The sequence below is a fragment of the Nesterenkonia muleiensis genome, from assembly GCF_003600155.1.
Taxonomy (GTDB): Bacteria; Actinomycetota; Actinomycetes; order Actinomycetales; family Micrococcaceae; genus Nesterenkonia; species Nesterenkonia muleiensis.
In genome coordinates, this window is sequence record NZ_QWLD01000004.1 from 77,895 (window position 1) to 101,663 (window position 23,769).

Annotated in this window: 23 protein-coding genes; 17 read left to right on the plus strand and 6 right to left on the minus strand. The window is 65.6% G+C overall.

Features of this window, described 5'->3' with window-relative positions; all coding sequences use genetic code 11:
• Positions 1 to 36 precede the first annotated feature (36 nt).
• The 3 genes from pcrA to sucD all read left to right on the plus strand — a co-directional run bounded on the left by pcrA (position 37) and on the right by sucD (position 4,822).
• Positions 37 to 2,544, plus strand: coding sequence for a DNA helicase PcrA (gene pcrA / locus DVO78_RS02555; protein ID WP_120003246.1), 2,508 nt, complete (start codon positions 37 to 39; stop codon positions 2,542 to 2,544).
• 63 nt (positions 2,545 to 2,607) lie between these two features.
• Positions 2,608 to 3,789, plus strand: coding sequence for an ADP-forming succinate--CoA ligase subunit beta (gene sucC / locus DVO78_RS02560; protein ID WP_120003247.1), 1,182 nt, complete (start codon positions 2,608 to 2,610; stop codon positions 3,787 to 3,789).
• Between the two features lie 16 nt (positions 3,790 to 3,805).
• Positions 3,806 to 4,822, plus strand: a complete 1,017-nt coding sequence (gene sucD, locus DVO78_RS02565; RefSeq protein ID WP_238385107.1) for a succinate--CoA ligase subunit alpha — start codon at positions 3,806 to 3,808, stop codon at positions 4,820 to 4,822.
• Positions 4,823 to 4,884: 62 nt separating this feature from the next.
• On the opposite strand, the gene DVO78_RS02570 is transcribed toward sucD, so the two are convergent.
• Entirely contained in the window at positions 4,885 to 5,346 is a 462-nt protein-coding gene (locus tag DVO78_RS02570) for a pyridoxamine 5'-phosphate oxidase family protein (RefSeq protein WP_120003248.1), read from the minus strand.
• A gap of 138 nt (positions 5,347 to 5,484) precedes the next feature.
• Here DVO78_RS02570 and DVO78_RS02575 point away from each other — a divergent pair, with 138 nt between their 5' ends.
• The 4 genes from DVO78_RS02575 to DVO78_RS02590 all read left to right on the plus strand — a co-directional run bounded on the left by DVO78_RS02575 (position 5,485) and on the right by DVO78_RS02590 (position 10,558).
• A complete protein-coding gene (locus DVO78_RS02575; protein ID WP_120003249.1) occupies positions 5,485 to 6,420 on the plus strand; it encodes an inositol monophosphatase family protein in 936 nt (311 codons plus the stop codon).
• A 122-nt stretch (positions 6,421 to 6,542) separates the two neighbouring features.
• Positions 6,543 to 7,655 (plus strand): VIT1/CCC1 transporter family protein, encoded by a 1,113-nt coding sequence (locus DVO78_RS02580; protein ID WP_120003250.1) that lies wholly within the window; start codon positions 6,543 to 6,545, stop codon positions 7,653 to 7,655.
• Between the two features lie 138 nt (positions 7,656 to 7,793).
• A complete protein-coding gene (locus tag DVO78_RS02585; protein ID WP_120003251.1) occupies positions 7,794 to 9,314 on the plus strand; it encodes an MFS transporter in 1,521 nt (506 codons plus the stop codon).
• A gap of 59 nt (positions 9,315 to 9,373) precedes the next feature.
• A complete protein-coding gene (locus tag DVO78_RS02590) occupies positions 9,374 to 10,558 on the plus strand; it encodes an App1 family protein (protein WP_120003286.1) in 1,185 nt (394 codons plus the stop codon).
• 88 nt (positions 10,559 to 10,646) lie between these two features.
• Here DVO78_RS02590 and DVO78_RS02595 read toward each other — a convergent pair whose 3' ends face one another.
• Positions 10,647 to 11,873 carry a glycosyltransferase family 4 protein gene (locus tag DVO78_RS02595; protein ID WP_120003252.1) on the minus strand — a complete coding sequence of 409 codons (1,227 nt, stop codon included), beginning with the start codon at positions 11,871 to 11,873 and terminating at the stop codon, positions 10,647 to 10,649.
• Between the two features lie 235 nt (positions 11,874 to 12,108).
• Between DVO78_RS02595 and DVO78_RS02600 the strand changes: the two genes are divergently transcribed.
• On the plus strand, positions 12,109 to 13,488 hold the full coding sequence (locus tag DVO78_RS02600; RefSeq protein WP_120003253.1) for a cell division protein PerM: 1,380 nt from the start codon (positions 12,109 to 12,111) through the stop codon (positions 13,486 to 13,488).
• A 39-nt stretch (positions 13,489 to 13,527) separates the two neighbouring features.
• On the opposite strand, the gene DVO78_RS02605 is transcribed toward DVO78_RS02600, so the two are convergent.
• Positions 13,528 to 14,322 (minus strand): hypothetical protein, encoded by a 795-nt coding sequence (locus DVO78_RS02605; RefSeq protein WP_157983821.1) that lies wholly within the window; start codon positions 14,320 to 14,322, stop codon positions 13,528 to 13,530.
• Positions 14,323 to 14,438: 116 nt separating this feature from the next.
• Positions 14,439 to 14,903 carry a hypothetical protein gene (locus tag DVO78_RS02610; protein ID WP_120003255.1) on the minus strand — a complete coding sequence of 155 codons (465 nt, stop codon included), beginning with the start codon at positions 14,901 to 14,903 and terminating at the stop codon, positions 14,439 to 14,441.
• Positions 14,904 to 14,932: 29 nt separating this feature from the next.
• Here DVO78_RS02610 and purN point away from each other — a divergent pair, with 29 nt between their 5' ends.
• A complete protein-coding gene (gene purN, locus DVO78_RS02615) occupies positions 14,933 to 15,520 on the plus strand; it encodes a phosphoribosylglycinamide formyltransferase (RefSeq protein WP_120003287.1) in 588 nt (195 codons plus the stop codon).
• Between the two features lie 5 nt (positions 15,521 to 15,525).
• On the opposite strand, the gene DVO78_RS02620 is transcribed toward purN, so the two are convergent.
• The gene (locus DVO78_RS02620) at positions 15,526 to 16,521 is read right to left on the minus strand and encodes a proline-rich domain-containing protein (protein ID WP_120003256.1); all 996 of its coding nucleotides are present in this window, start codon (positions 16,519 to 16,521) and stop codon (positions 15,526 to 15,528) included.
• A gap of 75 nt (positions 16,522 to 16,596) precedes the next feature.
• Between DVO78_RS02620 and DVO78_RS02625 the strand changes: the two genes are divergently transcribed.
• The 8 genes from DVO78_RS02625 (at position 16,597) to DVO78_RS02660 (ending at position 22,742) form a co-directional block, all read left to right on the plus strand.
• A complete protein-coding gene (locus DVO78_RS02625; protein WP_120003257.1) occupies positions 16,597 to 17,262 on the plus strand; it encodes a histidine phosphatase family protein in 666 nt (221 codons plus the stop codon).
• A gap of 40 nt (positions 17,263 to 17,302) precedes the next feature.
• Entirely contained in the window at positions 17,303 to 17,971 is a 669-nt protein-coding gene (locus DVO78_RS02630) for a TlpA family protein disulfide reductase (protein WP_120003258.1), read from the plus strand.
• Positions 17,968 to 18,759, plus strand: coding sequence for a cytochrome c biogenesis CcdA family protein (locus DVO78_RS02635; protein ID WP_120003259.1), 792 nt, complete (start codon positions 17,968 to 17,970; stop codon positions 18,757 to 18,759). The genes DVO78_RS02630 and DVO78_RS02635 overlap by 4 nt, the downstream gene beginning before the upstream one ends.
• A gap of 68 nt (positions 18,760 to 18,827) precedes the next feature.
• Positions 18,828 to 20,519 (plus strand): cytochrome c biogenesis protein ResB, encoded by a 1,692-nt coding sequence (gene resB / locus DVO78_RS02640; RefSeq protein ID WP_120003288.1) that lies wholly within the window; start codon positions 18,828 to 18,830, stop codon positions 20,517 to 20,519.
• Positions 20,516 to 21,619, plus strand: coding sequence for a c-type cytochrome biogenesis protein CcsB (gene ccsB / locus DVO78_RS02645; RefSeq protein WP_120003260.1), 1,104 nt, complete (start codon positions 20,516 to 20,518; stop codon positions 21,617 to 21,619). Before resB ends, ccsB begins: the two co-directional genes overlap by 4 nt.
• Positions 21,620 to 21,623: 4 nt before the next feature.
• Positions 21,624 to 21,947 carry a DUF4229 domain-containing protein gene (locus DVO78_RS02650; RefSeq protein WP_120003261.1) on the plus strand — a complete coding sequence of 108 codons (324 nt, stop codon included), beginning with the start codon at positions 21,624 to 21,626 and terminating at the stop codon, positions 21,945 to 21,947.
• 97 nt (positions 21,948 to 22,044) lie between these two features.
• Positions 22,045 to 22,443: a PLDc N-terminal domain-containing protein gene (locus DVO78_RS02655; RefSeq protein ID WP_120003262.1), complete on the plus strand. Its 399-nt coding sequence runs from the start codon at positions 22,045 to 22,047 to the stop codon at positions 22,441 to 22,443.
• A gap of 14 nt (positions 22,444 to 22,457) precedes the next feature.
• Entirely contained in the window at positions 22,458 to 22,742 is a 285-nt protein-coding gene (locus DVO78_RS02660; RefSeq protein WP_120003263.1) for a PLD nuclease N-terminal domain-containing protein, read from the plus strand.
• On the opposite strand, the gene DVO78_RS02665 is transcribed toward DVO78_RS02660, so the two are convergent.
• On the minus strand, positions 22,712 to 23,704 hold the full coding sequence (locus DVO78_RS02665; RefSeq protein ID WP_120003264.1) for a 1,4-dihydroxy-2-naphthoate polyprenyltransferase: 993 nt from the start codon (positions 23,702 to 23,704) through the stop codon (positions 22,712 to 22,714). The genes DVO78_RS02660 and DVO78_RS02665 overlap by 31 nt on opposite strands.
• Positions 23,705 to 23,769: the final 65 nt, after the last annotated feature.

A 23,769-nucleotide genomic window follows, 5' to 3' on the forward strand; every position in this document is an offset into this window, starting at 1 on the left:
GAGGGCCTCCGTCCCGGGCCGTAGACTGGAGGGGATATGGAATTCCTCTTCACCCCGCCTGCTCAACCCAGTACGACGACGCCGCCGAACCCGCGGCTGCCCCAGTCTGCCCCGGGCAGCGGCCCGGCCTGGGACGCTGAGGGCGGATCCGGCCGGTGGGATGACACGAGCGCTGCGGTGCTGCAGGACAGTGGGGCGTCATCGTCGGCTGATGCCACTGACGGGCTGAACCCCCAGCAGAAGGACGCTGTGCTGCACACCGGCGGACCGCTGCTGATCGTCGCCGGTGCCGGATCCGGCAAAACCCGGGTGCTCACCCGCCGCATCACCCGGCTGATCCAGACCGGAGCCGCCCGGCCGCACGAGATCCTGGCCATCACCTTCACCAACAAGGCCGCCCGGGAGATGAAGGACCGGGTCGCCGCACTGATCGGCCCCGCCGCCGAACGGATGTGGATCTCCACCTTTCACTCCTCCTGCGTGCGTATCCTGCGCGCTGAGTCAGCCACCATTGGTCGCAAGTCCAGCTTCACCATCTACGACGCCGCCGACTCGCTGCGCCTGATCACCCAGATCGCCAAGGAGCACCAGCTGGACCCCAAGCGGTTCAACCCCCGTGCCATCCGCAACAAGATCTCAGCGTTGAAGAATGAGCTGGTCGACGCCGAGGAGTTCAGGGCCAAAGCGCCGAATGAGCCCTTCAGCGAGGCGGTCTCGACCATCTTCGGCGAGTACACCACCCGGCTTCGGGCGGCCAATGCCTACGACTTCGACGACCTGCTGGCCGAAACCGTGTACATGCTGGACGCCTTTCCGGCTGTGCTGGACAACTACCGGCGTCGGTTCCGCCACGTGCTGGTCGATGAGTACCAGGACACCAACCATGCCCAGTACCGGCTTATCCGGCTGCTGACAGCACACCATGAGGAGGTGGACACGGCCCCGGCGTCACTGACCGTCGTGGGGGACTCCGACCAGTCCATCTACGCATTCCGGGGCGCGGACATCCGCAATATCGTCGAATTCGAGCGCGACTACCCGGAGGCCACCACCATCAAGCTGGAGCAGAACTACCGCTCCACCCAGAACATCCTCTCCGCCGCCAACGCGGTGATCAGCCAGAATCCCGCTCGCACAGAGAAGAAGCTATGGACCGACAACGGCTCCGGAGCCAAGGTCAGCCTCCACACCGCCCACTCGGAGTCCGATGAGGCCGAATGGATCGCCCGCACCATCGACGCCCTTGGTGACGACCACGGAATCCGGCCGGCGGATGTGGCAGTGTTCTACCGCACCAACGCCCAGTCCCGGTCCCTGGAGGAGCGACTGATCAACCGCGGCATCCCCTACCGGGTCATCGGCGGCACCCGGTTCTACGACCGCAAGGAGATCAAGGACGCGCTGGCCTACCTGCACGTGATCAACAACCCCGACGACGATGTCAACCTCCGCCGCATCCTCAACGAACCCAAACGCGGAATCGGGGACAAGGCGGAATCCAGCATCGCCCAGCTGGCTTCCCGTGACCGCACCACCTTCTTCGAGGCGCTGCGCCGGGCTGTTTCACACGACGGCGGGGAGACCGGGCTGGGCTCCCGGGCGGTGAAGGCCATCGGCTCCTTCGTGCGCATGATGGACGACGTCGCCTCACTGGCAGACTCCGAGCGGCCCTCGGTGGTGCTGGAGGCAGTCCTGGAGCAGTCCGGGATGATGGCTGCGCTGCGCGAGTCCAAGGACCTGCAGGATGAGTCCCGGGCTGATAACCTCGGCGAGCTGGTGGCCGTGCTCAAGGAGTACGAGGCCACACAGGACACCCCGGGCCTGGCCGGCTTTCTGGAGCAGGTCAGCCTGATTGCCGACGCCGACGCCATCCCAGATGCCCCCGACGCCGAGTCTCAGCGATTGGCGGCTCAGCAGGGCCAGGTCACTCTGATGACCCTGCACACGGCAAAAGGACTGGAGTTCCCTGTGGTGTTTCTCACAGGAATGGAGCACGGAGTGTTCCCGCACCAACGTTCCATGGGGGATTCTGAGCAGATGGCCGAGGAACGGCGGCTGGCCTATGTGGGGCTGACTCGCGCCGAGCAGCGGCTCTACCTGACCCGTGCGGAGTCCCGCAGCCTCTGGGGCCAGACGCAGTACAACCCGCCCAGTCAGTTCTTGGCAGACATCCCCGAGGAACTGGTGGAGCTCAGCGGGGCGTCGTCGTCGTTGTTCTCTTCTGCGCCCCGGCCCGGATCCCCGCGTTCTGGGGGCTCAGGCGGCACAGGATGGGGTGCCGAGCCCGCGCTGACCGGGGGGTCTGGCCCGGTCTCCGATGTCACATTCACACCAGTTGCCAAGAGTGCGCCGCGCACCCAGGTGAACCCAGAGCGCGAGATTCCGGCACTGAACCCCGGTGATCAGGTGCAGCACGCCAGTTTCGGCCGTGGTGAGGTGATCGCGGTGGAAGGTGCAGGGGATAAGCAAGTGGCCAAGGTCAGCTTCGCCGGGGCGGAGAAGAGACTGCTCCTGCGATATGCTCCAGTGGAGAAAGTCGCCTGAGCACTCCTGTGGCTGGCGGCATTCGGCAAGTGAAGTTGACTTCGACGCAGAAGGACACCACCCGTGGACCTGTATGAGTACCAGGCGCGCGATCTTTTTGAGGCACACGGAGTACCCGTGCTTGCCGGAATCGTGGCCACCACCCCTGAAGAAGCCAAAGCAGCAGCCGAGAAGATTGGCGGCGTGGTCGTCGTCAAGGCTCAGGTGAAAGTCGGCGGCCGCGGCAAGGCCGGCGGCGTCAAGCTCGCCAAGACACCCGATGAGGCCTTTGAGCACGCGCAGGCGATCCTGGGCATGGACATCAAGGGGCACACCGTGCACCGGGTCATGATCGCCCAGGGCGCAGACATCGCCGAGGAATACTACTTCTCCATCCTGCTGGACCGTGCCAACCGCAACTACCTGGCCATGGCCTCCAAAGAAGGCGGCGTGGAGATCGAGCAGCTGGCCGTGGACTCCCCGGAGAAGCTGGTCAAGTACAATTTCGACCCCAACACCGGGATCGACGACGCCGCAGCAGCAGCGATCGCAGCCCAGGCCGGATTCAGCCCCGAGGAGGGGCCAGCCCTGGCTGAGGTCTTCCAGAAGCTCTGGGGCGCCTTCGAGAAGGAGGACGCTACCCTGGTGGAGGTCAACCCCCTGGTGAAGACCGGCGAGGGTGCCATCATCGCCCTGGACGGCAAGGTCACCGTGGATGAGAACGCCGCCTACCGGCAGCCCGGCCACGCCGACCTGGTCGATGAGTCCGCCGAGGACCCGCTGGAGGCCAAGGCCAAGGCCAATGACCTCAACTACGTCAAGCTCGACGGAGAAGTCGGCATCATCGGCAACGGCGCCGGTCTGGTCATGTCCACCCTGGATGTCGTCGCCTACGCCGGTGAGGCGCACAACGGCGTGCAGCCGGCCAACTTCCTGGACATCGGAGGAGGCGCCTCCGCCGAGGTCATGGCCAACGGCCTCGACGTCATTCTGGGCGATGATCAGGTCAAGTCCGTATTCGTCAACGTCTTCGGCGGCATCACCGCCTGCGACGCCGTGGCCAACGGCATCGTCAAGGCCCTGGAGATCCTCGGCGACACTGCCACCAAACCACTGGTGGTCCGCCTGGACGGCAACAACGTGGAGGAGGGCCGCCGAATCCTGGAGCAGGCCAACCACCCGCTGGTCATCACCGCTGACACGATGGACGGCGGTGCCGACAAGGCCGCTGAACTCGCAAACAACCCTGCGCTGGCTAGCAAGTAAGGACTGAGGATTCACTATGTCTATCTACCTGAACAAGGACTCCAAGGTCATCGTCCAGGGCATCACCGGTGGTGAGGGCACTAAGCACACCGCCCGGATGCTCAAGGCAGGAACCAGCATCGTCGGCGGCGTCAACGCCCGCAAGGCCGGCACCACGGTCACCCATGAGGACGCCGACGGGCAGCAGGTCGAGCTGCCGGTCTTCGGCTCAGTCGCCGAGGCCATGGAGGCCACCGGTGCCGATGTCTCGGTGCTGTTCGTGCCCCCGAAGTTCGCCAAGGACGCCGCAGTGGAGGCCATCGAAGCCGGCATCGGGCTGATCGTGGTCATCACCGAGGGCATCCCGGTGCAGGACTCTGCTGAGTTCTTCAACCTCTCACTGACCAAGACCGGTGCCGACGGCAAGCCGGTGACCCGGATCATCGGTCCGAACTGCCCCGGAGTCATCACCCCCGGTGAGGCCCTGGCAGGGATCACCCCGGCCAACATCACCGGCAAGGGCCCGATCGGCCTGGTCTCCAAGTCCGGGACCCTGACCTACCAGATGATGTACGAGCTGCGCGATATCGGGTTCTCCACCTCCATCGGCATCGGCGGCGATCCGGTCATCGGCACCACCCACATCGACGCACTGGAAGCCTTCGAGGCCGATCCGGAGACCGAGGCCATTGTGATGATCGGTGAGATCGGCGGGGACGCCGAGGAGCGCGCCGCCGAGTACATCAAGAAGCACGTGACCAAGCCGGTGGTCGGCTACGTGGCCGGCTTCACCGCACCGGAGGGCAAGACCATGGGCCACGCCGGGGCGATCGTCTCCGGCTCCTCCGGCACCGCTGAGGCCAAGAAGGAGGCGCTGGAGGCCGCCGGGGTGAAGGTCGGCAAGACCCCGTCGGAGACCGCTCGGCTGCTCCGGGAGATCTACCAGGGCAGCAGCACCGAGAGCGAAGCCTCTCCGGCTGCTGAGGCCGCCGAGAGCCTCAAGGAGAAGTTCGAAGGGCTGGTCGACAAGATCAAGGGTGCCTTCAAGAAGTAGGGCCGCGCCCACCCGCTGCGCAGAGCGCCGTCGTCCTCACCGGGCGGCGGCGCTCTGCGTTCTCAGTCGCCGCCGGCCTCAGAGCCTTCGCCCAGCTCACGCTCCGGGTGGTGTCCGAAGCGGAAGTGCCGGCCGGTAATCTCCGTGGGCTCGATCCGCACGTAGTAATCTTTGAGCGTCGGAACCCAGGGCTTGAGGTTCAGCTCCTCAGCCTTGGCCAGCTCTGCATCGGAGTCGAGCACATGTGCGGTCCCGCGCACCACCACCGACCAGGCCTGATCGGAGAGAATGCCGTCAGCTTCGAAAAGCACATTCTCGTTCACCGCGACTTCGGCGAGCTTGGTGCCCGGAGCGGTGCGGAACACCAGTGTGCGGTCCTGTGCTGCAGCGTTCACCGGGAAGATATCGGCCCGGCCGCTGACCACTGCGACCAGCCGGCCGTGCTGGGTGCCTTCCAGCAGCTGCCAGCACTGATCCTCGCTCAGGACAAGAATCGGATCATTATTCGGGTGGTCAAACATCATGGGGCACTTCCTCTCCACCTAACTGCTGGGCCTCACTGCCCAGCATGACCAGTCTACTCCTTTCTTCTACACGAGGTAGAAGAGAGTAGTGGGTGTCATGTGCTCAACGCGCAGCGGTTTCAACTCTAAGGTAGAAGGATGAACCACTCCTCCTCTGAGACGCTCACCGCCGCCGATCTGCGCGGCATCGCCGTCACCGCGGCCCATACGGCTGGGGAGCCGCTGAAGACGGCCTTCCGCTCTCAGATGGATGTGGAGCTCAAGACCTCAGCCCATGACCTGGTCACCGTATGGGACCGGCAGACCGAGACCACGCTGATCGAACTGCTGAGGCAGGCGGTGCCAGACTCTCGGTTCACCGGTGAGGAGGGCGGATCCCATGGTCAGGGGCATCTGGAGTGGATCATCGATCCCATCGACGGCACCTCCAACTTCGCCCACGGCTTCGCGATGTTCAGCGTCTCGGTGGCGGCCGCGGTGGATGATGTGGTGGTGGCCGGAGTCGTCTACGACCCCATCAACGGTCTGACCTTCTCCGCCGACGACGTCGCAGCCTACCTCAGCGCCCGCGACGGGCGGGAGAAGGTGCTCCGGCCCGCGCCGAAGACGGGTGTGCCGGAGGAGAATCTGAGCCTGCTGACCAATTTCCCCGGTCCGTGGGCGGTGGAGCATCACGGCGATGAGGCTCTGCGGGCCTTCGGGAACCTGGTCACCACCTTCGCCACTGCGCGCCGGATCGTCTCCGGGGCGCTGGAGCTGTGCCACCTGGCCGCTGGCTGGTCGGATGCGGTCATCAACTGCCGCACCAGTCCGTGGGACGTCGCTGCGGCGCAGCTGGTGCTGCGCCGTGCCGGAGGCAGCTACCACCCCTACGGGGTACGCGGTCAGAAGTCCTGGGACGGTGCTGAGACCCAGGACCTTCACCTGGCTCCCGGGTACCTGGGGCTGGGGCCAGGTGTGAAGGCGCCCACTGCCGCCGGTGTCGTCGCCCGTTTCGTACGGCACAGTGCTGGTTCCGCCGGCGGGGAAACTCCGCTCGGCTCTCGGCCGGCTGACGCCGGCCATCACGCCTGAAGTCGGCGCAGTCGCTACGCTTGCGCCTCACGTTGCTGCTTGAGCGGTGCCAGACGCTTAGGCGTGCTGAAGATTCGTCACATGGGGTGGCCGGTTCCCCCGGAACGGCCCGGCACGGCACTATGGAAAGGGTGAACGCCGAAACCGAGCATCCCTTACCGCAGCCGAGTCCGGAGCAGATCAGGCGCTGGCGGAGGTACCTCGCCGACGAAATCGCCGAGGCGAGGCTCTATGAGCAGCTTGCCCAGCGGAAGTCCGGTGACCAGCGGCAGATCCTCCTGGGGCTTGCCGAAGCGGAGCGGCGGCATCAAGAGCACTGGCGCCAGCTCTTGGGCCAGCACGCCGAACGGCTTCCCTCCCCCTCTGCGCACCGAGTGCTTCTGGGCTGGATGGCCAGGATATTCGGCTCCGTCTTCGTGCTCGCCCTGGCCCAGCGGGCTGAGGCGGAGTCCCCCTATGAGGATGATCTGGACGCTACCCGCGGAATGGCCGCCGATGAAGAGGTGCACGAGGAGGTGGTGCGCGCTCTGGCGGCCCGGGGCAGGGAGAAGCTCTCCGGCGGTTTTCGGGCTGCGGTCTTCGGGGCCAATGACGGGTTGGTGTCGAATTTTGCGCTGATCATGGGGATGGGCGGTACCGGTGTCGGAGCCACTGTGGTGCTGCTGACCGGAATCGCAGGCCTGCTCTCAGGCGCCCTGTCCATGGCCGCAGGCGAGTTCATCTCCGTGCGCAGCCAGCGTGAGCTGCTCGACGCCACCCGTCCCACCCAGGCCACGCTGAGGGCCGCCCCGGATCTGGACTTCGATCACAACGAGCTGATTCTGGTCTACCGGGCACGCGGCATGAGCGCAGAGGACGCCGAACACCGGGCGCTAGAGCGGCTGGGGGTCTTTGACTGCGACTGCCGTCCTGATCGTTCATTCGGCGCGGAGGACGGGGAGAACCCTCATCAGGCAGTCGGTTCGGCCTGGACTGCTGCCGGGTCCAGCTTCTGCTTCTTCGCCGCCGGTGCGCTGATACCGATACTGCCCTACCTGTTCGGCGCCACCGGCTGGCTGGCCATAGGGCTGTCTGCCGCCCTGGTGGGCTTTGCCCTGATGTGCACCGGCGCAGTGGTGGGACTGCTCTCCGGGGCCTCACCACTGCGGCGGGCACTGCGGCAGCTGGCCATCGGGCTTGGCGCAGCGGTCATCACCTACGCCTTGGGATCACTGCTCGGTGGCGTCCTCGGATAGGGGCGCAGATGTGCCGCAGCGGCGCCAGTCAGCAGGCCCATCGGAGTCTCTGAGCGCCTGAGAGCGGAATCAAACTTGTTGATGAATCACCGTGTACTCGTTGCGTTTCACGCCCCTCACGCCTAAGATAGTTCGTAAATGCAACTAAAATCTTCGGGCTCTCAGGACACCAGTGCGGAGCCGGAGCCTTCCCTGAACCCGGCTCCGGCCGCTGCTGCGCAGCCTGAGACGCCTCGGGTGGCCTCAGCCACCGGCGCGGGGCTGGGCTGGGCCATCACCGGAATCCTGGTGGTCTTCTTCGCCGCGATGCTTTCGATGAACATCGTGATTACTGCCTTGCCGGTGATCGTCTCCGAGCTCGGCGGCACTCAGATTCAGTACGCCTGGGTGCTCACCGGCCTGCTGCTGGCCAATGCTTCCTCCACCCTGGTCTGGGGCAAGCTCGCGGACATGTACTCCAAGAAGACGCTCTTCCAGCTGGCCAACGGCATCTTCCTGCTCTCCTCCGTGGGCGCCGGGTTTGCCCCTACTATGGACGTCCTCATCGTCGCCCGGGTGGTCCAAGGCATCGGCATGGGTGGGCTGATTGCCTTGGCCATGGCGATTATGGCCTCCATCGTCTCGCCTCGCCAACGCGGCAAGTACGCCGGTTACATCGGGGCGGTGCTGGCCGTGGCGACCGCCGCCGGGCCACTGATCGGCGGACTCACCGTGGATACCCTCGGCTGGCGCTGGTGCTTCTGGGTGGGCATCCCACTGTGTCTGCTGGCCCTGGTGGTGGTGCATTGGAAGCTTCGCGTCCCCCAGATAGCCACCCCCGGCAAGATCGACATCCCCGGACTGCTGCTGCTGGTCACCGGCTGCAGCGCTTTGCTGATCTGGCTCTCCTTCGCCGGGACACCTGAGTTCTTCGCCTGGGCCTCTTGGCCCTCTATGCTGCTGTTTACCGGTGCGGCGGTGACTATCACCGTATTCGTGCTGGTGGAGCGTCGGATGGCCAATCCTATCGTGCAGCTGGGCATGCTGCGCGACCGGACCACCGTACTGGCTGCGATCTCATCGGCAGCCATCGCCCCGGCACTGTTCTCCTGCATGCTGTTCCTGGCCCAGTATTTCCAGATCGGCCGCGGATTCTCACCCACTGAGGCGGGACTGATGCTGGTGCCCATGGTGCTGGGCAATATGCTTGGCGCGCTGACCACCGGACGGCTGATCACCCGATACGGCTACTGGAAGGTCTATATCGTCTCAGGTTCGCTGGTGATGAGCGCCTCGATGTTCACCTTGGCCTTCATCCTCGGTCCGGACACCCCGATCTGGCCAATCATCGCCACCCTGGCAGTCACCGGCCTGGGCTTCGGCGCTCAGATGCAGAACCTGATGCTGGTGGTGCAAAACACTGTACCGGTGACCCGGGTCGGCCAGGCATCAAGTCTCATCGCCTTCTGCCGCATCCTCGGCGGGGCCGCCGGCACTGCGGTCCTCGGCTCGGTGATGGCCGTCGCCGTGGGCACTGTTTCTGTCACACCAACCAATGGCACCAACCCGGTCTACGCGGAAGCCACCGGTACCCTGTTCCTGATCGCTGCAGCCATCACCACCATCGCTGTGGTCTGCAATCTGCTCATCAAGGAAGTCCCACTGCGCACCACGGTGTGAGCACAGATCACGACGGCGTGGTGGCTGCGGGTCCTCTGCCTCGTGTCACCTTCACTAGTATGGGAGGGGTGAGGACCGACAAACCCCAACCCACTGAGGTTCATCAAGATCTGTCAGCGGTGCGGGCCCACTATTCCAACGCCGAACGCAACCGGCCCACGAAAGCCGAGGACCGCTGGCACCAGCTGCGGCTGAACCTGGCACGCCGGCGCGGGCAGCACGTCACAGTGCTGTCACTGGCCGGATACGGATCTCCCCGTTGGGTGCGGATCTTCTCCCGGGTGGTGATGGCTCCAGACTCCCACTTCGAGGCCGGCCGCCGGGTGGCCAAGGTGATCGCCGACGGGGTGCGAGGGTGGCGGAACTTCGTCTCCGCGCCGGTACCTTTCGCGCAGGTCACCATTGAGGTGGCGGGGCAGCAGTTCCAGGTTGCTGCAGACCGCGGGGGCATTGTGGATGAAGTGGTTGAGCTCCGCGGGGGACTTCGGCTTCCCTCCGGCTGGCAGCAGATCCGGTTGGAAGCCCCTGGCGCTGAGCCGATCACTGCGGAGGTGCAGATCATCGGCGATGAGGTGACCTCCGGGGTGATCTGCGATATCGACGACACCGTGGTGGTCACCAAACTGCCCCGGCCCTTCCTGGCGGCCTGGAACTCCTTTGTGCTCGACGAGCATGCCCGGACCCCCACCCCAGGGATGGCGGTGATGATGGAGCGGCTGCTCAGCGCCTCCTCATCGGGCTCTGATCAGCACAGGGCGCCGGTGCTGTATCTCTCCACCGGCGCCTGGAATGTGGCACAGACGCTCACCCGCTTTCTCACCCGGAACCTGTACCCGCAGGGGCCGCTGCTGCTCACCGACTGGGGGCCCACCGAAGACCGCTGGTTCCGCTCCGGCCAGCAGCACAAAGTCGAGCAGTTGACCCAGCTGGCACAGGAGTTCCCTCAAGTCAGGTGGACCCTGATCGGCGACGACGGACAGCACGACCCGATGATCTACGCCGACTTCGCCCGCAAGAACCCTCAGTCAGTCAGAGCAGTCATCATCCGCGAGCTCACCTACTCCGAGGCTGTGCTGGCCGGCGGCAGGGCCGAGCAGCCCGAGGGTGAGGAACTGCTGAAAGTCACCGAGACCGGTGAGCATCCGACCGGGGTGCAGAAGGTGGGCAAGCACCGCATCCCGTGGATCTACGGGCCCGACGGCAAGGACATCTCCGAATCGCTGGCGGCCTACGGGCTGCTGTAGGCGCTGGGGTGATCACAGGGCCGAAGTCTGCCTTCCGGCCCGGAAGCCGGCACCACGTGCGCATAGGACGCCGTCGATTCCGGAAGAGTCACCCTGTGGTCCCGGGAAGCAGGATCCCGGGCAGTCCCTCGCCGGCTGTGTACCTGGTGGCCCGAGCCAACTGGAGGCGCTCGTTGACCTCGATCGCCCGGGCGTAGTGGCCGATCAGCTGGTTGCAGATCGTCTCCCAGGTGCGCCCCTGCACTTCCTGGTGAGCCTCGGCGGCAGCCCGGAGACGGGCGCCGTCGTCCTCGACCAGGTGTTCCACGGCGGTGCGCATACCGGCCAGATCCCCGGGCTGATACAGCCAGCCGGTCCTGCCCGGGTCGACTAGATCCAGCGGGCCGCCGCGCCCGACGGCAACGACCGGGACCGCTGAGGCGAAGGCCTCCTGGATGGTCTGGCAGAACGTCTCAGCCTCGCCGGGGTGGATGAACAGATCCAGGCTGGCCACATGGGTGCCGAGGTGATCGCCGGACTGGAAGCCGGCAAAGTGCGCGTTCGGAAGCCGCTTGCGCAGCATCTTCTCCTGCGGCCCGGTGCCGATGATCACCAGCCGGGTGCCGGGCAGGGAGTCCAGCACTGCGAGATCCTCGACCTGTTTCTCGGCGGCCAGCCGGCCCATGAAGCCCAGAATCTTCTCCCCGTGGGGTGCGATGGCCCAGCGCAGCGCCTCAGAGCGCCGCGCTGGGCTGAACAGTTCCAGGTCCACCCCGCGTCGCCAGGTCCTCAGCCGCCGGACACCGCGCTGGTGCAGCTGGCTCTTGCAGAAAGAGCTCGGCACCAGGTTCATGGTGGAGGCGTTGTGCATCCGCCGCACATGCTGCCAGAGCATGTCCGTGGCCCAGGGCACCCGATAGCGTGCCGCATAGGCAGGGACCTCAGTCTGGTAGACAGAGACGGTGGGCAGGTCCAGCGCTCCGGCGGCCTGGATGGCGCGCCAGCCCAGTACGAAGGGGGAGGCCACATGCACCACATCCGGCTGGATCTGTTCAAGAAGATGACGGATGCGCATGATGAACCCCGCAGCGACCCTGACCTTCGGGTAGTCAGGAAGTGGTAGCGAGGGCACGCGGATGACCGGAAACCCGGAGCAGAGCTCAGGGCGGTCCGGCAGCTGCTCTGCCAGCGGATTGGTCTCGAGGAATGAGTCGGAGGGTGCGATCACCGTCACCTGATCCCCGCGGCGTCGAAGATGGGTGAGTACCTGCAGAACAGAGTTGGTGACCCCGTTCATATGCGGCAGAAAGGATTCAGCGACCACTACGACCTTCACGCTGACAGACTGCCGGTGCCCGGTAACCGGACTCCAACGCCTGAGTGCGTGTCAGGTGAACAACCCGTGAACGTCTAAGAACCGTCCGTCCCTGTGCTCGATGCGGTGCAGCCTCGCCACGAATGGCTGGCCACAGTTCGGCGTCTGGCTGATGAGGACACTGCCGGGCTTAGGCCACTGGCCTCATCGACCCTGCACTGAATCAGCCGTCCCGGCAGAGGTTTCGTCTTGGCAGATGACCTTCTGGGGGTGCATCGCCGGTGGCGCGGAACGCCGCGGCGGTTTCGACGGTGTGAGCTTCCCCGCCGGCGGGACTAGCATGGGGATGATGCGCAGACTTCCCGCCCCGCCGCTGTGGCTCTTCGGACTCTTCGAGGCCGTCCAGGCAGTGCTGGTCACCACCCTGCTGGTGGCCCTGCCGGTGCTGGGAACTGCCCTGGCGCGCCACTGGGGTGACTTTGACCCGCTGGCCTCATCGGAGCTGGCTGCTCAGGTGTGGCTGGTCATCCATGCCGTCCCGCTGAACCTGGAAGCCGAGGGGCCGGGCGGATGGTTCCATGTGGTGCCGCTAGGCTTCACCCTGGTGCCCTTGATGCTGTCATGGCGCGCCGGCCGGCGGCTGGCCCAGGGCGCCTATCCCCATCAGCTGTGGCAGGGGCTGCTGGCCTTTACCGCGCTCTACGCCGGTGCCGCAGTGGGCCTGGCCCACTTTTCGCTGGCCGATCCCGGCACCCTGGTCTGGTCCGGGGTGGCTGCGGCAGTGCTGACCGGACTCGGCTCGCTGGCCGGGTGCTACGCCGAGGCGCGCAGCGCCACCCGCATGATCGGGGTGGACCTGGAGGCCAAAGTCGAAAGCCTCTCCCAGCAGCTCAAATGGGCGGGTGCGTATCTGTGGGCGGTGCTGCGCGGCGGAACAGCGGCTGCTACGGCCGCCGTCGGACTCTCCTCGGTGCTGCTGGCCGGCTGGCTCAGCTGGCGGTGGATGGATGTGGTCAACTCCTACCAGGAGCTCGATGCGGGCATCGCCGGCGGGGTGGGGCTGACGCTGCTGCACCTGGGGCTGGCTCCCAATCTCCTGCTGTGGACGCTGGCCTACTCCACCGGCGCGGGCTTCACCATGGGCAGCGGTTCCCCGGTCGGGCCGCTGGAGACGGAGCTGGGTGCGGTGCCGGCAGTGCCGGTGCTGGCCGCGCTGCCGGATGAGGTCTATGACTACTCACTGGCCACCCTGGCCGTTCCTGTGCTCGCCGGATTTATCGCCGGATGGTGGCTCATGCGCGAAGGTGAGAACCACTTCGACGACTGGTGCCAGCTCAAGCTCAAGTTCCGGCCGTTCTCCCTGACGGTGTCCACCGTGACCCTGGCGGTGCTCACCGGTCTGGTGGCCGGTGGGTTACTGATCGGCCCGCTCTGGCTGTCTCACATCTCACTGGGCATCGGGCTGATGAACGATATCGGACCTCACGCCGGACTCACCGCAGGGCTGCTGGCGGCCTGGATCGCTGCAGGAACAGCGGTGGGATATCTGCTGACCGCTGCCGCGAAACTGCTGGTCCCGCGCCGTCGTCCGCAGGAGAACGACGCCGCCGAGGAGTCCTTCTCCGCGGCGCACTGAGCTGGGTCATACTGATCCTTTGGCAGCATTGCCCAGATGTCAGTTCCACATCAGTTCGTGCACTGCGACGCCGGCCTCGATGGCCCAGTCGTTGGTGAATTCTGTGAGCGTTTCCACCTCATGGAGGAACCCGCCGCCGGCACCCCAACGCACGTCGACACCGTCATAGGAGACACCAACACCTATCGAACTCAGCGACGCGCCCAGATCCGTGTTCTCCGGTGCAAAGACGTACCCGCCGATCTCCTCCGCCCGGTCATCCTGGAAGTAGAAGCCGGCAAACGCCGCATCCTCCTTCGAGATCGGGCTCGGCGGCACGTTGATACTCATCACCAGTGACCCGGCGTCGTCGAGCTCCCACAGCGCCTCGACATCACTTTCGACGATGATCCGCTCTTGCGCCTCGGTGTCCCAGACGCATGTCATGCTGAACGGATCGAACTCGTGCTCCGGTGGTGTGATCAGCTCGCCACGGAGCACGAGGTTCCCGATCTGCCCGCCAGCCCACTGTTCGATCTCACCGCAGCTCGGGAAGTCAAAGTCATCGAAATCCCATGTGCTCGGCTCCCAGAGGCCGGGGTCGCTGGAGATGATGTCAAAGACATCCTCGGAGAGCTCCTCCGGGCGCTCGATGTCCTCGGTACCACCGATCCGCCCTTCGGGGTCAACCGCGCCTGCCCCGACATCGTCACCGCTGTGCGCGTCTGGTGTGCCCTCACCCTCGATGTCAGTGCCGGTGTTATCACTGGATTCGGCGTTGTCACTGCATCCGGTCAGCACCACGGCGGCCACCGCGCACCTTACCAGCCCCCGCATCAACTGTGTGGTTCTCATTGTTCCTCGCTTGATCGATTGCTCTGGGCGCGAAGAGCCCCAGAGCTTTCAGAACGATAGCTCAGGAGAAGGTGGCGATGTGTGCATCCCGGACGATTCCGAACAACCGGTCTGACTCAGCGCATGCCGGGGATGGAGCCGATCATGTCCTGCTCGTACTGGTCGAAGCACCGGGAGGTGGCGCGCTCGGTGACCGCACTGCGCAGACAGTTGTCGAACTGCACCGACGCCTCCCAGAAGATCGCCTGCACTCCAGCGGTGAACAGGAAGAATCCGCAGCAGACCAGCAGTATCACTGAGCCGATCAGCACAGCCGGAGGGAGCTTCCTGCGGATCGACTGCACCAGCAGCGCCGCCGCACCAATGGCTCCTCCCAGGGACACTACAATCGTCACCAGCCGCCAGGGCAGCGGCATCTGCAGACCCCCGTAGGCAATGATCAGGGCCAGCAGCAGCCAGCCGATGAACCGTGAGTAGAACCGACGGGCGTCCTCATCGAGCTCGGGCCGGTTCTTCTTGGGCGAGGTGTTGGGATTCTGCGCCGGCGGGGCCGGCTGACCTGGAGGGGGAGTGGCACTCATGACGCCTACCAGCCTATAGGGTGATCATCATGCGAATTGTGGTGCTGGTCTCCGGCTCGGGGTCGAACCTTCAGGCGGTCATCGACGCCGCAGACGCCGATGAGCTTGCGGTGGAGATCGCCGCGGTCGGTTCCGATGCGCCGGGATGCGGTGGACTGGCAAAGGCCGGTGCTGCTGGCATCCCCACCTTCACCGTGCCTCTGGAGAAGGGCGCCACACCCAACCGCCGGGCAGCCTGGAACCGGGAGCTTGCGGCCTCAGTGAGCCGGCACAGCCCGGACCTGGTGGTGACATCCGGGTTTATGCGGATCCTCTCTGCGGAGTTCCTCAGCACGGTGGGGGTGCCGGTGATCAATACCCACCCGGCACTGCTGCCCAGTTTTCCGGGCGCTCACGGGGTCCGCGACGCGCTGGCCCACGGGGTGAAGGTCACCGGATGCACAGTGCACCAGACCGACGCCGGAGTGGACACCGGCCCGATCCTCGCCCAGGCCGCAGTGCCGGTCAGCGAGGACGACGACGAGGCTTCGCTGCACGAGCGGATCAAAGTGCAGGAGCGCCGGCTGCTGCTGGAGACCCTGGCCAAGCTGGCCGCAGGAGAGCTCACGCTGCGCTGATGCGGCTACTGCTGCCCGGTGTAGCCCTGATAGCCGTTCCGCATGGTTTCCTTCGCCCACCTGCGGTGGCGGATGTACTGGCTGGAGGCGGGCAACCACATCATCACGAGGGCGACCACGCTGAATGCCACCGTGGCGGAGATGAGCCCATAGCTGGCGCCGTCGTGGCCCAGGAGGAGGAACAGCAGGCTCAGGCCAGCCCAGATGGTGGCGATGATCCGTCCGGGGTTGCCCGCCATGGCGCCCAGGAAAGCGGTGGCCACGTAGACAGCGAGCAGGACAACGGCCCAGATCAGCGCGAACATCCCGATGCTGAAGAGCATCACCTCTTCGATCTCCTGGGGGCTGAGTTCCTGCAGCTCGGGATCCTGAGCTGACTGGCGTTCCAGCTCTTCAGCCATGAGTTCGCTGAAGTTGCCCCCGAAGACCCCTGACATGGTCTGGGTAGGTATGGTGACAAAGACGTAGATGCCCCAGATCAGAGAGGTCGCCCCTGCTGCCAGCAGGGCCGCCAGCACCGTCCACAGCGTGGCTGGACGTTTGGGCCGTTGGGGCGCCCCGGGACTTTGCGGGGGGTAGCTGCCCTGAGGATATCCGCCCTGCTGCGGCCCACCAGGCTGGTTCCAGGAGGGTTGGTGAGGCTGCTGACTCGGTTGGCCGCCATCGGGGTTGCCGTAGGGGCTCGGCTGGTTGGTGCTGTACGGGCCCCCGCCATAGGGACTAGGTCCTGTCTGAGCGCTGGCTGACTGACCGGAGCCGGGCTGGCCCCAGGTCGGTGGGGTATAGGGGTTGTATGAGTCTGTGGTCTCGGAGTCTGAGCTGCCGCCCGGGCCTCCAGCAGCGCCGGGCTGTGTCTCGGCATCAGGGTGCCGGCCAGCATCAGATGGCGAGGCGTAGGCCCCGTATCGCGGCTGGGGCCGCGTCTCCTGCCCCTGTTCTGCAGCGGAGGTGTCTTTGGCGGAGTCGGGCGAGGTGTCGTCGTCGCGCGGCGAAGTGCTCATGCCTTCAACTGTATCGGCAGGTCCTGGTTTTTTCCCAGGTTCTGATTTCGGCGTGGAAACTGCCAGACTTGGCCTATGGCTGATACTGCGACTGTCCACCTGGTCCGGCACGGAGAAGTGCACAACCCTGACAAAGTGCTCTACGGCCGACTGCCAGGATTCGGTCTCTCCGAGCTCGGGAAGCAGATGGCCGAAGGCATTGCGGACTACTTCGGCGACCGTGCCCAGTCGGGGCGCCCGGTCCACCTGCTCGCAGCCTCACCGCTGCAGAGAGCGCAGGAGACCATCGCCCCTGTGTCGGCACGGTTGGGACTTCCGGTGGTCACCGAGGACCGGGTGCTGGAGGCGGAGAACGCCTTCGAGGGACTCTCCGATGTCAAGCGGCATCTGCGCACTCCCAGGTACTGGCCGCTGCTGATCAACCCGTTCCGCCCCTCCTGGGGAGAGCCGTACAAGCAGCAGGTGGAGCGTGTGCTCCACGCGGTCAAGAATCTTGCTGATCGTGCGATCGCTGAGCACGGCGACGGCGCAGAGGCGGTGGTGGTCTCCCACCAGCTGCCGATCTGGGTCACCAGGCTCTGGGCCGAGCAGCGCCCGCTCTGGCACGACCCGCGTCAGCGCGAATGCTCCCTGACCTCAGTGACCAGCCTGCACATCGGTCCCTCGGGTGTGGAGTCGGTCAGCTATGCCGAGCCCAACAAGGAGCTGAGCCGGCAGGCCCTTGCTCTCCCGGGCGCCTGAGATGCGAACTATCTTCTACGGGCTGTAGAATTGCTGACTGATGCGCTCTGTTCACTTTCAGCCCCGCCGTCGTTCTCTGCACGCTGCCGCTGCAGCGGCGTTGATCGCCGCGCTGGCGCTGACCGCCTGCGGCACTGACGGCGGCGACGATCTGGCCCAGCGCGCCTCCAACGACGGCACCAACTACGTCGCCGGCGACGGCTCGGTCCAGGAGTTCGACACCGAGAACCGGGGCGAGCCGGTGGATTTCGAGTCCACTCTCTTCGACGGTACCGAGGTCAACCCGCAGCGGTGGGAGGGTGAGGTCGTGGTCATCAACTTCTGGTACGCCGCCTGCGCCCCCTGCCGGGTGGAGGCCCCTGACCTGCAAGCCATCCACGAAGAGTTCGCCGATGACGAGGTCCAGTTCTACGGGGTCAACACCCGGGACACCCAAGCCACCGCGGAGGCCTTTGAACGCACCTTCGGCATCACCTACCCCTCCATGGAGGACCGCGGCGGCACCGTGCTGATGGCGATGACCGATTACGTCCACCCCTCCGCGGTGCCCACCACTCTGGTGCTGGACCGGCAGGGACGGGTCTCGGCGCGAATCAGCGGAATCGTGGAGCCGGGTACCCTCCGTGCACTCATCACCACGGCCCTGGATGAAGACCTCGGCCAGACCCAGGCCGCCGGGGACGTCGCCGGGGCCTCGCCCCTCACATGAGCCTCACCTGGCTGCCGGCACCGGCCCTGTCGGCCAACCCCTTCGCCGAGATCGTCTCCGACGGCTCCCTGCTCATCGCCGCACCCGTCGCGATGCTGGCTGGACTGATCTCCTTCCTCTCACCCTGTGTGCTGCCCCTGGTGCCTGGGTATCTGGGATATGTCACCGGGCTCTCCGGGGCCGAGCTGCACGAACGCTCACGCTCCAGGATGGTGCTTGGCGCAGCACTGTTCGTGCTCGGCTTCTCCGTGGTGTTCCTGCTCATCGGTGCTGTCTTCCTGCAGGCCAGCGTCTGGCTGAGGTTCCAAGGAGGCTGGGTCACCCAGGTGCTCGGCGTCTTCGTGATCCTCATGGGGCTGATCTTCATGGGCGCCTTCAGCTTCTTCCAGCGCGAGGCCAAGATCCGCCGCCGCCCCCCGGACGGCCTGCTGGGCGCACCGGTGCTGGGCGCGACCTTCGGCATCGGCTGGGCCCCCTGCATGGGGCCGACCCTGGCCGCGGTGCTGGCGCTGGTGCTCGGCGACCCCACAGGTGCTGAGCATACCCGTGGGGCACTCCTGGTCTTCATCTACTGCCTGGGCCTGGGAGTTCCGTTCATCCTGATCAGTCTGGGACTGCAGCGCGGAATGCGTGCATTGGACTTTTTCAAGCGGCATAAGGGAGCGGTCATGCGCACCGGCGGCAGTCTGCTCATCCTGGTCGGGGTGCTGATGGCCACCGGCATCTGGAACACCTGGGTCTGGGCGCTGCAGGACTGGTTTCAATCTGAGATTGTGATGCCCATCTGATGAACAAGCCACGCAACAACACCCCGGTGCAGCCTTCTGCCCACCGTGACAATGCGCGCGAAGACGCCATGGACGCTGCCCAGGGCACCGCTAAGAAGGACGTCACGGTGCCCACCTTGGGGGCCCGGGGAATGCTGCGTTGGGGGTGGACCCAGCTGACCTCCATGCGCACCGCGCTGATGCTCCTGCTGCTGCTGGCGGTGGCCGCCGTACCCGGATCCATCTTCCCGCAGCGGGTCCAGGACGCCTTCGCAGTGGCGACCTACATTGAGGACAACCCGCAGCTGGGACCGATCCTGGACTTCTTCCAGTTCTTCGACGTCTACTCATCGGTCTGGTTCTCCGCGATCTACCTGCTGCTGTTCATCTCGCTGATCGGCTGCATCATCCCGCGCGCCCGCAAGCACTACCATCAGATCGTCAGCCCGCCGCCGCGCACCCCGCGCCGGCTGCAGCGGCTTCCCGAGTACGGTGCCATGGAAATGGCGGCTGGCGGGCCTACTCCGGAGCAGGCGTTGGCTGATGCTGAAAAAGTGCTCAAACGCCGTCGCTATCGGGTGGAAGTCCGCCGCAACGACGACGGCACCGGCTCAGTCGGCGCGGAGAAGGGGTACCTGCGGGAGGTCGGCAATATCATCTTCCACGTATCCCTGGTGGGCGTGCTGGTCTTCGTCGCCCTGGACGCTATGTTCAGCTACCGGGGCCAGAAAGTGCTGATCGAGGACGAGGGGTTCGTCAACGCCCTGGTCGCCTACGACAACTTCTACCCCGGTTCATGGTTCGACGAAGAGGATCTGGAACCTTTCTCCATCCGGCTGGACAGTTTCGAACGAACCTTTGACCGGCAGCTCTTCGGCGGTGAGCCCAACCCCAATTACGGGCAGGCCTTAGACTTCGTTGCCAGCCTCACCGTCCAGGACAGCCCCGAGGACGAGCCCCGGCAGGCTGAGCTGCGAGTCAACGAGCCGTTGAACCTGGGCGGGGCCAATGTCTACCTGCCCGGGAACGGATACGCTCCGGTGGTCACCGTGCGCGACGGCGAGGGTGAGGTGGCGTTCTCCGGCCCGGTCATCACCCGTCCCGATGACGGTGTCTACACTTCCATGATGGTGATCAAGGCGCCGGACGCCAGCCCCGAACAGTTGGGCTTCGTGGGCCTGTTCCTGCCCACCGCGCATGACACCGGCGAGGGACTAGCTGTTTCCATCGACCCCGAGCTGGGCAATCCCGAACTCCACCTGAACTCCTACTACGGCGATCTGGGGCTCGACGACGGCATTCCGCAGAACGTCTACGTGCTGGACACCGAGGACCTCACCGAGCTCAACTCCAGAGAGTCCGAGGCAGGTGGGATCGTGCTGGCCGAAGGGGAGACCCAAGAGCTTCCCGATGGTATGGGATCCATCGAGTTTGAGGGGGTTCAAGACTATATTGCCCTTGATATCGCCTACAACCCTGGCACCACCTGGATTCTGGTGTTCTCGCTGACTGCCACCGCAGGGCTGATCACCAGCCTCTTTCTGCGCCGGCGCCGGGCCTGGGTCACCGTGGAGACCATCCCTGGCGTGGCCGGCACAGGCTCTGAGGAACCAGCGCCGGGCCCAGACGCCAAGGGCTCTGAGCACGGGCGTACACTGGTGAGGTACGGCCTGCTCGCCCGTGGTGAAGATTTTCGGCTGCGCGATGAGAACATCGCCCTGCGCACCCAGTTTGAAAAGATATGGCCGGTCCGTCCCCCGGAGGAGAACAACGAATCATGACTGTCGCGCCACTGTCGGCCCAACTGTCCCCGATCAATGTGGAGCTGGCCGAGTACTCCGAGCTGTTCATGATGATCAGCGCGTTCATCTACACCCTGGCCTTCATCCTGTTCACCGTGGACACCGCGCGCAGTTCGGCCACTATCCGCAGGGTTGAGGCCGAGCTCTCGGCCGAGCAGCGTGAACGCACCCGGGCCACTGCGCTGGTGGGCGCCGACGGACCAGATACCGGGGACAACAGCGCCCCCGCCGAACATCCCACCGCGGCCTCCTCTGACCTCGTTGACGATGATCTTGCCTATATCGGCACCCGCAGGCCGCTGGCCAATGTGGCTGTGGCACTGACCGCAGTGGCTGCGGCAGCCCATGCTTTCGCCGTGATCTCCCGCGGTGTGGCCGCCTCGCGGTGGCCGACAGGCAATATGTTCGAGTTCCTCGTCGCCGCCGCGCTGGTGGTAGCGGTGGTCTACCTCGCTGTGCTCACCCGCCGTGATGTGCGCTTTCTGGGCATCTTCGTCATCGGCCTGGTGGTCACCATGGTGGTGGCGGCCACCATCGGCTTCCCCACTCCCATCGGGCATGTTCAGCCCGCGCTGCAGAGCCCGTGGATCGCCATCCACGTGACATTGGCCGTGCTGGCCATGGCGGTCTTCACCCTGACCTTCGCCATGAATGTCCTGCAGCTGGTGCAGTCCCGGCGAGAAAAGGCCCTTGCCGGCGAGCCCAAGGGCGGTACCGACCGCCGTCTGGCCAAGGCCCAGTTCATGCGGCTGGTGCCCAGCGCCTTCTCCCTGGAGTCCTGGGCCTACCGGCTCAACGCCGTCGGATTCGTCTTCTGGACCTTGGGACCGATGATCACCGGGGCGATCTGGGCCAATGAGTCCTGGGGCCGCTACTGGGGGTGGGACCCCAAGGAGGTCTGGACCTTCGTGATCTGGGTTGTCTACGCCGGATACCTGCACGCCCGCGCCACCCGGGGCTGGACAGGCAACCGGTCCGCCTGGCTGTCGATCATCGGATTCGTGTGCATCATCATCAACTACACCGTGGTGAACATCTGGTTCCCGGGACTGCACTCCTACGCAGGACTGCCGGAGTAGATCTATGGCTGTGCTGAAGTATTCGCTGCTGCGCCTGGGGGTCTTCGCCCTGGTCTTCTTCGGGTGCCTCTACCTGGATCTGGGTCGGTTTACGCTCATCTTCGCGGTCATCGTGGGGCTGGCGGTGTCCTGGGCGGTGGGCTACCTGTTCTTCAACTCGTGGCGGATTGCAGCCGGTGAGCAGCTGGCCGGCTGGTTCGGGCGTCGTCGTCGTTCCAGTGCAGAGGAGCAGGACAACGCTGCAGAGGATGAGCTTGCCGAGGAATTTCACAGCCAGGAGCCCGGCGGCGACTCTGAGAAGCGTCGGCGCCCCGGCCAGCAGGGGTGATTACCGTGCCAAGGCCTGACCGACTGACTGAGCCGCCGGGTCAGCGGGGAGCGGAACCGCAGGCCAGCCTGGGGCTGAGTCCACTACCCTGGAAGGTATGGTTCGGGTCTTTATAGGTCTCGGGGTTATCGCCCTCGGTCTGCTCATCTACAGCACGGTCGACTGCATCATGACGCCCAAGCACAAAGTGCGGGTCCTGCCCAAAGTCGCCTGGCTGCCGATCATTCTGCTGCTGCCGCTGCTGGGGGCCGGCCTGTGGCTGGGCTTCGGCAAGGCTCGCGGTGGAAACGGCAGGGGCGGAGTTGCCCGCAAGGGGCCGACGGCACCGGACGATGATCCGGAGTTCCTGCGCAATGTGGAGTTCCAGCGCCGCCAGCAGCAGCGCCGCGAAGAGGAGGCCCGCAGAAGGGCCGAACAGGAGCGTAAGCGCCGTGAGGCTGAGCGCCGTGCCCAGCAGCAGAACAACGACGACGGCGACCCCGGTTCAAGCGGCTGAGGTGTGCTGAGATCATGCATCTCGCTGAGGGCGCAGAAACCAATCCCCTCGTGCCCACCGGGGGAGAGGGCCTCGGTGCGGTGGTGGGACTGCTGATCCTGGGGCTGATCATCGGTGCGGTGATCGCGGTGCTTCGCTCGGAGCACACCGCCGCTGCGAAGGCAGGTATGCTGCTGCTGTGTGTCCTGGTACCGGTCATCGGCGCAGTCTTCGCTCTGCTGCTGGCGCGTCATGAGCCGGACCACCAACGGCGAGGCGCAGGCCTGAACTATCCCGCCAGCAGCAGGGCCGCCGAGTAGCTTGCCGCGAAAGCCAGTCCCAGAGTACCGGTCTGCTGGAGCACCGGGATCAGTGCAGGGCCTTTCGGCCGGACCGTCCGCCAGGGCCACATCGTGACCATGGGCCGGATCGCGAAGGGCCATGAGGTGACCACCAGCCAGAACCACGGGCCGTAGCCGGTCAGGCTCAGGCTGACCGGGATGGCGATGGCGACGGCGACCATGAAGCAGTAGGCCCAGCGTGCTCGGGTCTGTCCCAGCCGCACAGCCAAGGTGTTCTTGCCCACCTCGCGGTCCGTGGGAATGTCGCGGACGTTATTGGCCATCAGCAGGGCTGAGGCGATCAGCCCGTGGGAGACCGCGCCGATGAGCCCGGTGACCGCGGGGAAGTCCACGCCGATGCCATAGCCTCGTCCGACCTCGGTGATGGCGAAAGCTGTGCCCAGGGTGGCCACCAGGCCGAAGAAGAGGAAGACCATCACCTCACCGAGTCCCAGATATCCATACGGTCTAGACCCCCCGGTGTACCACCAGGCAGCAAGGATGCACACCAGGCCGACTGCGATCAGCCACCAGGCGCTGATCATCACCACGATCACCAGTCCGGCCAGCCCGGCCACGGTGAAACTGGCGAATGCCGCAGTCTTGACCTGCGGTGGTGTCGCGGCACCTGAGGCGGTCAGCCGCATCGGACCCACCCGCACGTCGTCGGTGCCTCGCACGCCGTCGGAGTAGTCATTGGCGTAGTTGACCCCGACCTGCAGGGCCAGGGCGACCACCAGGGCCAGCAGCGTCACGCTCACCAGCGGCAGCACGGGGTAGGAGCCCGGGGCGTAGGTGGTGTCCGAGAGCGGAGCATAGGCATACCAGCTGGACCGGCCGAATTCGCCGAGGCCCGCGGCAGCGCCGATCAGCACCGGGCAGACCGCCATGGGCAGGGTCCGCGGCCGGGTGCCGGCTATCCACTCACCTAACGAGGCCATCCCCTCTCCTTCCTGACCACAGTCCGTTCGGTGACCCCATGTGACCACAAAAGTGGCCGAATTCG